Origin of the sequence: Brasilonema octagenarum UFV-OR1, assembly GCF_963888615.1 — a bacterium.
Taxonomy (GTDB): domain Bacteria; phylum Cyanobacteriota; class Cyanobacteriia; order Cyanobacteriales; family Nostocaceae; genus Brasilonema; species Brasilonema sennae.
Genome location: NZ_CAWPKW010000338.1, coordinates 20,428 through 29,696, shown reverse-complemented (window position 1 = coordinate 29,696; position 9,269 = coordinate 20,428). Strand labels below are relative to the sequence as shown.

Sequence of the window (9,269 nt, the reverse complement as noted above, 5' to 3'; positions counted from 1 at the left end):
TCCAAGGTGGTTTGGTTCACATTCACTACGTATCACGTAGTTTGTGAATGATCCCTATAAGTTTATTATTTAGGAAGGCGCAAGGATTAACAATTAATCCGACACGTGAGAATTGTACTTGCAATTTCCCTTATGTGAATTTCCAGCTGTAAGTCTAGTCGTGAATAGTACCGTCGGGCATGATTGCCCCGGTTAGGATTGCTCCTGTTAAATTGACTTTGAACATGAGCGCTTCTTTCAGGTTAGCTCTGGTTAAATTAGCGCCAGTTAAATCTGTCTTTAGAAGAACAGCTCTGGATAAATCAGCTTCAACCAAGCTAGCCCAACTCAGATTACTTCTAGTAAAGTTTGCGTCTTGAAGATTACTTTGATATAAAATCGCTCTACTAAGATTGGCTCTACTCAAGTCGGCTCTAATCAACACAGCCATTGATAGCATTGCTGCAATCAGGTTTGCCGCGTTAAGGTTAGCTTCTGTGAAGTCAGCACAGGTTAAGTCTGTTCGATGGAGAATTGCCCAACTCAAATCAGCACCTGTAAAATCCGATTCGCGGAGATTTGCTTGAGTTAAACAAACCTCACTTAAATTTGCTCCTTTAAGAAAAGTTTGACTAAAATCTCTCTGCCCTGCGATATAACGTTTTACCAGTTCCAAAGCGTTCATGTCTCCTGCAATTAGCCCAGAAATCCTCGAATAACTAGCTGTTACCTGTCAGGCAAAAAACTGGATTTTTTGCCCTTATAACCGATTCAACAAATTAAGTTATGACATTTGGGGCGATGAATACCAACCTGAGGGCAGAACTTTTTTAACCACAAATAGTGGATCATCTCTGCTTTTCTCTTAACAAAGTTAAATTCGACTCGACGTAAAGAGCTTCTATTTGTGACAACGATAAGCGCAAACATAGTGTCTTTTCATCTTTAACTTTTCTTTACTTTTCTTATTAATTGTTTATTAAGTATATATGCTTTCGGAACCTAACTAAAGTCTGATTTGAGTATTTTTACTAAAAATGTGAAAGTATTACTAAGACTAATGGTTTTAATCTGGGATGAAACACTAGACAAAATGCAAACGCCTTTGCAGCAAAAGTTACACTCCTGGTGTCGGGGTGTAGGTAGTTCATTTTAAATTTGGTGCAATTTTTGTGAGAAAAACAAATTAACTTCCGTAAGAGCCGTATTGTTATGGCTTTTTTTTAAAAGAATACTGGTAAAAGATATCACTCAATCTTAAAACTGAGTAAAAACGACGCGCTACACTTTTTTATTATTTAATGAAACTCCTATTAGATTTGATGACTTCTGATAAACAAAATTTTAAAGTTGTTAGAAGGACGAGCTTTATATTACCTATCTTTCTTATCGGGATTGTTTTAGTTAACGTCCTCAAATTTTCACCAAAGACAAAACTTGTTCAACCTTTACCTCAAGACTCTGCTGTAAAAGTCTATTTCAATCAAAATTTAGCGTCTTCCTATGAAGATCCATACCGTCACTTTAACCGCAAGGGAGACAATTTAGAACAGCAAATTATCGAGGCGATAAACCAAGCAAACTCAACTGTGGATTTAGCAGTGATGGAGTTTCGGCTTCCGAAAGTTGCTGAAGCGCTAACAGTTGCTCGCAAACGCGGAGTAAAAGTGAGAGTATTAATAGATAATAAGTACAATAAAAGTTTAGATAAATATACACAAGCAGAAATTCCCCGGATGAATCGGCATGATAAGCAAGCGTATGAAGAATTAAAGCGATATCCTGCTGATCCTTTGGCTATATTGCACTCATCTGGAATTGAAATCAAAGATGATAGATCTAACAATGCCAAAAAAGGCAGTGGACTTATGCATCATAAATTTGTCGTTGTAGATGGAACGACAACTATTATTTCTAGCGGTAATCTGACAACATCTGATATGCATGGAGATTTTGGAAATCTTGACAGCCGTGGTAATCCCAACAATATGGTTGTTGTTCCTAATAATCCTCAACTTGCCAAAACTTTTACTGATGAATTTAACTATATGTGGCAGGGATTATTCAAATCCTATAAGCCACAAAGATCTCCTGTAACAATTCCAGTTGGGCTAGGAACTATCACCGTCAATTTTTCGCCAGCTAGAAGCAAAAAAGATGATATAACAAGAACTAGTAATGGAATGATTGCCTCTTATTTAGAGCAAGCTAAAAAGAGCGTACATATTGCAGTGTTTGTTTTTTCGGATCAAAAGATTAGTGACACTCTTGGTAGTGTGCATGATCAAGGTGTTGAAGATATAAAAGTTTTGATAGATCCGGATTTTTTTAGACAAAGTTACTCCAAAGCATACGATGCAATGGGTGTTTGTCCTCGTTTAGGCAAGAAACGTAGCTTAATTAGAGTGAAACCTTGGAAGCATCCAATTACCACTGTTGGTTTTCCGACTGGTTTAATGGGCGATCGCGCAGTTCATAGTAAAATGGCAATCTTAGATGACACATTGGTGATCACTGGTAGCCACAACTGGTCTAATGCGGGGAACTATTTGAACGATGAAACTTTAATAGCTATACAAAATCCCATCGTAGCAGCGCATTACGAGCAAGAGTTTAGTCGGCTGTATGGAACGGCAAAGGTGGGGTTGAAAACTTTGTCATCAGCTCAAAAGTGTCAATGAGGTTTTGTTAAATAAATCTAAAGCGTGTTCCTATATCCTCCGCACACGCACTCGCGTTCGGGACTCACAAAGCAGCATGTCGCTTTGGAACTCAGCAGCTTTCCAAAAGAGGGTGCGTGATGTTACACTAGGGCGCTATCATACCAGGATTTTATTTGCGGCTTTGTGTGAGCTTTTCATGCTCTAAATCAGTCACACCAAGCGTTAAACTCCTCTAGCATAGAGCAAAACTCATGACCCAAGGTTAATAAAATATGCGCTCAAAGCCAGAAATAACGCAGCAGAGGCAAGAAGCTGCGGAAGTAGAACTCCGGGAAAAGCAAAAACCAGTTGATTACGACACAAAAGAGTATCCTATCGAAATTCTGGTTCAGAAGTACATGGATGGAATAGACGAGGATGTCAATGAACTGTTTATACCAGACTACCAACGAGAAATGGCTTGGGATGAAGACAGGCAATCAAAGTTTATTGAGTCTGTACTTCTAGGCTTGCCGATACCATACATTTTTGTAGCTGATGTCCGTGGTGATGAACAAGATGAAGCACGTTTAGAAATTATAGATGGTTCACAACGCATTCGCACTTTAGCAAGATTTTTGAACAATCAACTGACTTTAGATAAATTAGAGAAATTAAAAAAGCTTAATGGCTTTACCTTTGAGGATTTACCACTCGCCCGTCAGAGACGCTTTAAACGAAGCACACTTCGCATGATCCAACTCAGTGAAGAAGCAGATGAAGAAGTGCGAAGGGATTTGTTTGAAAGAATTAACACAGGTAGCGTTGAACTTAACAAGATGGAAAAGCGCAGAGGAATCTTACGTGGACCATTCTTGGATCTGATTGAGGAATTATCCAAAAATTCTAAGTTCCGTCATTTATGCTTATTCTCTAATAAAGCTATTAACAGCCGTGAGCCTCAAGAATATATTTTGCGTTTCTTTGCTTTTTTGAATAACTATCAAAAGTATGGAAGTGAGGTGAATTCCTTTCTCAATGAATTTCTGGAAAGATATAACAAAGATAAAGAACTAAATACAGATGACATGCGAACGGAATTTGAATTGATGATACATTTTGTGGAAAAATATTTTCCCAATGGATTTCGACAGGGAAAAAAACTGGATAAAACTACTACTCGCATTAAATTTGAATCTTTAGCAGCTGGTAGTACTCTAGCATTAAGAGAAAAAAAAGACTTAATACCAAAATCAACAGAATGGATAAATTCCGAAGAGTATAAAAAATATACAAGTTCTGATGCTAGTAGCTCAAAAAATAAAGTAATTCGGCGTATAGAATATGTACGTGAACAACTACTAGTAAAATCGTGAATACTGTACTCTTAGACTTTAAGACTCGCGTCCAAGAAGTGGACGGTTACTTCATTTTTTTAGAAAGCTTGATTAAAGAAAAAGCTAAGTTAGCTTTTTTCGACAGTGATGGTGAATACCAATTAAAAAACCTTGATTCAGAATTAGTAAAAACTCTCAAAGCAAATGGTTTTTTATTGCTTTATAACTTAGTTGAATCTACTATGCGAAACGCTATTGAAGCAATCTACGATGAATTTCGTAGTACAGGAGTTTGTTTTGATAAAATAAAACCTAAGATCAGAATAACTATACTTCAAAGTGTGCAAATTTTTTTTAAAAATGATTCTGCTAAAAATCTTCATTCAAAAATCACTCAAATCTCTATCGACATAATCACAGCTACATTTGAACGGGAAAAAATTTTTTCAGGGAATGTGGATGCAAAGGTGATTAGAGACATAGCAGATAAATATGGTTTTTCACATTGTACTGATTGCTCTCAAACCAAGAACGGGCAAAATCTTTTAGTTGTGAGAGAAATCAGAAATGATTTAGCACATGGGATTAAGTCATTTGAGGAAGTAGGACGTGACAAGACTATAGACGATCTCTTAGAAATCAAGAAAGAGGTTATAGAATATTTACGCCAAATTTTACAAAACATCCAAAAATATCTAGATAATAAAGAATATCTAGATTTAAGTGTATGCAATTCATAGGAATATTACCTTACATATAGATTGCTCATTTAATTCCAAAACAGACAATTTTGTTGTCGTTTCAAATCTACAGAAAGATGCTTTTGTCGTTATAATTTATGACATAAGCTCATTTCTATAAAGCTTTATAATCTAGAATTTAAAATATAGAATATAAAATTCAAAATTGTAAGACGCAGTTCTCGGTTAATTTCTATTCATTTTTACCACCTTGAAAATTCTCTAACTGACAAATCGCTTTCATAACCTGCAACAACTGAATTGATTCATCAGTATTAATCAGGCTCACTTCTGGCATCAGCTGATAAACTGGGGGATTACCTTGTCTCAAATAGACAAACAGATAATTACGTCCATTGGTTACTAGCCCCCACACTGATGTTTGTTGCTCTAAACTCTTGAAAGCATAGGTAAGTAATTGCGGTAAGCCCTCAAATACATCTACCGAACTATTTTTCGTCTCAATCACTAAAATCCAAAAAGGTGGCGCAGTCAAGGCTTGAGCGTTGTTGACTGCTAAAATATCCATCCGTCCTCGGATGCTTGTATCCTCATCTTCAATGGCGATCGCTATCACATCTTCCATCGTCAAGCGGATTGGAATATCGTAGAATCCAGCCGCTCGCATCAAAGGTGCTAAGGTCAAAAATTTAACTAAACCTTCAGATATTTTGCCTGCGGCGAGATAACGCCGTAAGTCATTCCTAATTTTCAATAAATCCTGCTGTTCAAAATTCGTAAGAGGATCTAAAGTTAGGAAGTCTGTGAATAAGCCGATAGGTTCTTCTTGTAATTTCAGTAGGCTATGAACGTCATTGAGGGATAAGCTGCTGGGTTCTACTGTAATTGGCATGGCTACTGGGTATTAATCTTTGAGGGAAATGGCAATCCGAAAACCTAATGCATCAAGAAACTCAATTAGAGTGTGAATTTCAGTACCTCCAGTTTCTGCGAGTATCTTGTCTAATTTTTCATAGTGCTGTTTGGCTGCTTCGGAGAGATTATCAGATAGAACACGCGCATTCACAACATCTTTCAGTGCTGAACGTAGCAGTTCAGGGTTATAACCTTCTTCATCTAATTCCAACATAACCGCAATATATGCAGCAGCATGTTCTGAGTCTTTGAGAGATGAAATTAAATATTCTTTGTAATTTCTACTTGTTGGTGTTTTCACTCTGCTGTGATGTAGTTCTTAATTTCTTTGGCTTGTGCCTCCATAAGGTTATTGTAAGCTTTTGATAGATTTTGTTTAGCGTGTTGTCAAATAGGTTCTCAACGCCCACTTTTTGTAGCTATATATAAAGTTATTTTGCAATTGCCCCATATCTTAACGAAAATCAAAACACTTTCTCGTAAATCTGCGTACACAATAGTTTTCAGTAGTATTCAGTCACATCACCAATTACAAAAACAATCATGTCCCAAGTAACGATAGAATCAATCCTTCAAGAAAAGCGTCTATTCCACCCCAGCCCTGAATTCTCCCAAAACGCTCAAATCAAAAGCTTGGAAGAATACCAGCAACTCTACGACAAAGCGAAAGCTGATCCGCAAAAATTCTGGGCGGAGTTAGCAGAACAAGAGTTGCACTGGTTCCAAAAATGGGACACAATTCTAGACTGGCAACCGCCGTTTGCTAAGTGGTTTGTCAATGGCAAGATTAATATTTCTTACAACTGTCTTGACAGACACCTCACCACATGGCGTAAAAATAAAGCTGCGATTATTTGGGAAGGAGAACCAGGCGACTCGCGCACCATCACCTACGCCCAACTGCATCGGGAAGTTTGTCAGTTTGCGAATACACTCAAGCAACTGGGAGTCAAAAAAGGAGATACGGTTGGCATTTATATGCCGATGATTCCGGAAGCGGCGATCGCCATGCTAGCCTGTGCCAGAATCGGTGCACCTCACAGTGTTGTTTTTGGTGGTTTTAGTGCAGAAGCTTTGCGCGACAGACTTATAGATGCTCAAGCAAAACTCGTCGTCACTGCTGATGGTGGTTGGCGTAAGGATGCGATCGTCCCTCTCAAAGAACAAGTAGACAAAGCTTTGGCTGATGGCGCTGTTCCCAGTGTCGAAAACGTTGTGGTAGTGCAGCGTACACGTCAAGAAATTCACATGGAATCAGGACGTGATCAATGGTGGCATGATTTGCAAAAGAATGTCTCTGCTGATTGTCCCGCCGAACCAATGGACAGTGAAGATATGCTGTTCATTCTCTACACTTCCGGCAGCACTGGCAAACCGAAAGGTGTTGTACACACAACAGCTGGTTATAACTTATACGCTCACATGACCACCAAATGGATTTTTGACCTACAAGACACAGATGTATATTGGTGTACTGCTGACGTAGGTTGGATTACGGGACATAGCTACATTGTTTATGGTCCTCTTTCTAATGGTGCAACAACGGTGATGTATGAAGGTGCGGCTCGTGCCTCTAACCCAGGCTGTACCTGGGACATTATTGAGAAATACGGCGTCAATATATTTTATACTGCGCCAACTGCAATTCGTGCCTTTATCAAGATGGGCGAACACCTGCCGAAAGCGCGAAATCTGTCTTCTTTACGTTTGCTAGGAACCGTAGGCGAACCAATTAACCCAGAAGCTTGGATGTGGTATCACAAAGTGATTGGTGGTGAACGCTGTCCGATTGTTGATACTTGGTGGCAAACGGAAACTGGCGGTATCATGATTACACCGTTACCAGGAGCAATTTCCACAAAACCCGGTTCTGCAACTCGTCCTTTCCCTGGAATCCTAGCCGATGTGGCGGATTTAGAAGGTAATTCTGTAGGTGACAATGAAGGCGGTTACCTTATCGTGCGGCATCCTTGGCCTGGTATGATGCGAACAGTATACGGTGATCCTGACCGGTTCCGCCGCACTTACTGGGAACACATCCCCCCGAAAGATTGGCAATATGTCTACTTTGCTGGAGATGGAGCAAGACGCGATCAAGACGGTTATTTCTGGGTTATGGGGCGTGTTGATGATGTTATTAATATATCAGGTCACCGTCTTGGTACAATGGAAGTTGAATCAGCCCTTGTGTCTCATCCAGCAGTAGCTGAAGCTGCTGTGGTCGGTAAGCCAGATGACCTCAAAGGAGAAGACATAGTAGCTTTTGTGACTTTAGAAGGCGATCGCAATCCTAGTGAAGAACTGAGTAAAGAACTCAAGCAACACGTTGTAAAGGAAATTGGGGCGATCGCCCGCCCTGGAGAAATTCGCTTTACCGATGCTTTGCCCAAAACTCGTTCTGGTAAGATTATGCGCCGCTTGTTGCGGAATCTGGCTGCTGGGCAAGAAGTTTCGGGTGATACGTCTACTTTAGAGGATAGGGGGGTTTTGGATAAACTGCGCGAAGGTGCTTAAGGAACAGATTTCTTGCATTATTGCAAAAATGTGATTTGAGGATATTTGGAACCGCAGATGCACGCAGACAAAAACACGTAATTCGTCTGTGTGCATTTGTCTACCTCTTGCAAAATAGATTAGTGGTATTACAAAGGATTTAGAAAAATCTGTATTTTCTGTTAATTAGCACCTAGGCACAAGTTAGGAAAGAACAAGACTCTGAGATTGCTTCCTTACGTCGCAATGACACAACTACATTATTTTTGCGTAAGTCCTGTTAATGAGATGCAGTTAAATATTTATTCTTACAATACTCTTTTGTAGCTGTTATAGAAACAACTTCTACAGTTATGGGGCTGGTAACAGTTGCATTAATAATAAATTCGCTTGCCCCAACATGAGGTTTTTGAGGATTTCCCCAATCATATGTGTAACCCAAACCTGTCCAAGGATAATGTTCTTCACCTTCAAAGGAATTTTTGTATATTTTTTGCAACACAGGATTATTAATAGGAGGTACAGCAAAAACTTGACAACTAGAATTATTAATTTTTGAATTAAGACATGGTCTACTTAAATCTTCAGCTTTCACCCACATTTCTACAAAATGCGTCTTATTGGAGTTTTTATTCAAAATTAAACCCAAATACTGCTGCAATCTTAGCGAAAGCATAATATCACCAGAAATCTTCATACCTAAACCTTTACAGGTATGACAAAAATCTTTGACTTGAGTAGATGCTGTTAACCAAGTCTGGTTTTCTATTTGTTTCAAACCAGGCTTCCAATCCTCGTTTGGGTTTTTTATATATTTCCAACTCACCATTAAAAATTCTGTTTTACCGTTCTTTATCCTCGTCTTGATTTTAGAATTGCTTATTGACAATCTCCAAAGATTGTTTACCACTTTATCCTGGCTTGGTCTTTTTGCATCCTGAATCGCTTCATCTAGCTTCTTTTTAAGAGTCTTATAACTTTCCGGTTTGTTCTTTTCAAGATACTCATTGACATTTGGATTGATTTCTGATTGTGCTAACAAGTTCTTTTTCAAGATTAGTTGACTCTGCTGATCATTTCCTGTCGCTAATAAACTTGAATATCCAACTGCCAAACAAGCTCCTGTTAAGGATAGCAATAATTGATTCTTCCACTTTTTCATTGCATTTGCTTTGTTAATTTATATTAAGATAGTAGATGCT

At 38.6% G+C, this 9,269-nt stretch carries 8 protein-coding genes; 4 read left to right on the top strand and 4 right to left on the bottom strand.

Annotation, left to right across the window (positions count from 1 at the left end):
* Window positions 1-154: 154 nt before the first annotated feature.
* On the bottom strand, window positions 155-664 hold the full coding sequence (locus AC5590_RS30795) for a pentapeptide repeat-containing protein (RefSeq protein ID WP_169267075.1): 510 nt from the start codon (window positions 662-664) through the stop codon (window positions 155-157).
* 616 nt (window positions 665-1,280) lie between these two features.
* On the opposite strand from AC5590_RS30795, the gene AC5590_RS30790 reads away from it, so the two are divergent.
* From AC5590_RS30790 to AC5590_RS30780, 3 genes are all read left to right on the top strand, one after another.
* The gene (locus AC5590_RS30790) at window positions 1,281-2,660 is read left to right on the top strand and encodes a phospholipase D-like domain-containing protein (protein ID WP_169267074.1); all 1,380 of its coding nucleotides are present in this window, start codon (window positions 1,281-1,283) and stop codon (window positions 2,658-2,660) included.
* Window positions 2,661-2,914: 254 nt separating this feature from the next.
* Window positions 2,915-3,997 carry a DUF262 domain-containing protein gene (locus AC5590_RS30785; RefSeq protein ID WP_169267073.1) on the top strand — a complete coding sequence of 361 codons (1,083 nt, stop codon included), beginning with the start codon at window positions 2,915-2,917 and terminating at the stop codon, window positions 3,995-3,997.
* Window positions 3,994-4,698: an MAE_28990/MAE_18760 family HEPN-like nuclease gene (locus tag AC5590_RS30780; RefSeq protein ID WP_348982736.1), complete on the top strand. Its 705-nt coding sequence runs from the start codon at window positions 3,994-3,996 to the stop codon at window positions 4,696-4,698. The genes AC5590_RS30785 and AC5590_RS30780 overlap by 4 nt, the downstream gene beginning before the upstream one ends.
* 193 nt (window positions 4,699-4,891) lie before the next feature.
* On the opposite strand, the gene AC5590_RS30775 is transcribed toward AC5590_RS30780, so the two are convergent.
* Complete coding sequence (locus tag AC5590_RS30775; RefSeq protein WP_169267072.1) at window positions 4,892-5,551, bottom strand: restriction endonuclease subunit R; 660 nt, start codon at window positions 5,549-5,551, stop codon at window positions 4,892-4,894.
* 12 nt (window positions 5,552-5,563) lie between these two features.
* The gene (locus tag AC5590_RS30770) at window positions 5,564-5,875 is read right to left on the bottom strand and encodes a helix-turn-helix domain-containing transcriptional regulator (RefSeq protein ID WP_169267071.1); all 312 of its coding nucleotides are present in this window, start codon (window positions 5,873-5,875) and stop codon (window positions 5,564-5,566) included.
* 242 nt (window positions 5,876-6,117) lie between these two features.
* Between AC5590_RS30770 and acs the strand changes: the two genes are divergently transcribed.
* Window positions 6,118-8,088: an acetate--CoA ligase gene (acs, locus tag AC5590_RS30765; protein ID WP_169267070.1), complete on the top strand. Its 1,971-nt coding sequence runs from the start codon at window positions 6,118-6,120 to the stop codon at window positions 8,086-8,088.
* A gap of 259 nt (window positions 8,089-8,347) precedes the next feature.
* Here the strand turns inward: acs and AC5590_RS30760 are convergent, their stop codons facing one another.
* Window positions 8,348-9,229 carry a hypothetical protein gene (locus tag AC5590_RS30760; protein WP_169267069.1) on the bottom strand — a complete coding sequence of 294 codons (882 nt, stop codon included), beginning with the start codon at window positions 9,227-9,229 and terminating at the stop codon, window positions 8,348-8,350.
* Between the last annotated feature and the right edge of the window lie 40 nt (window positions 9,230-9,269).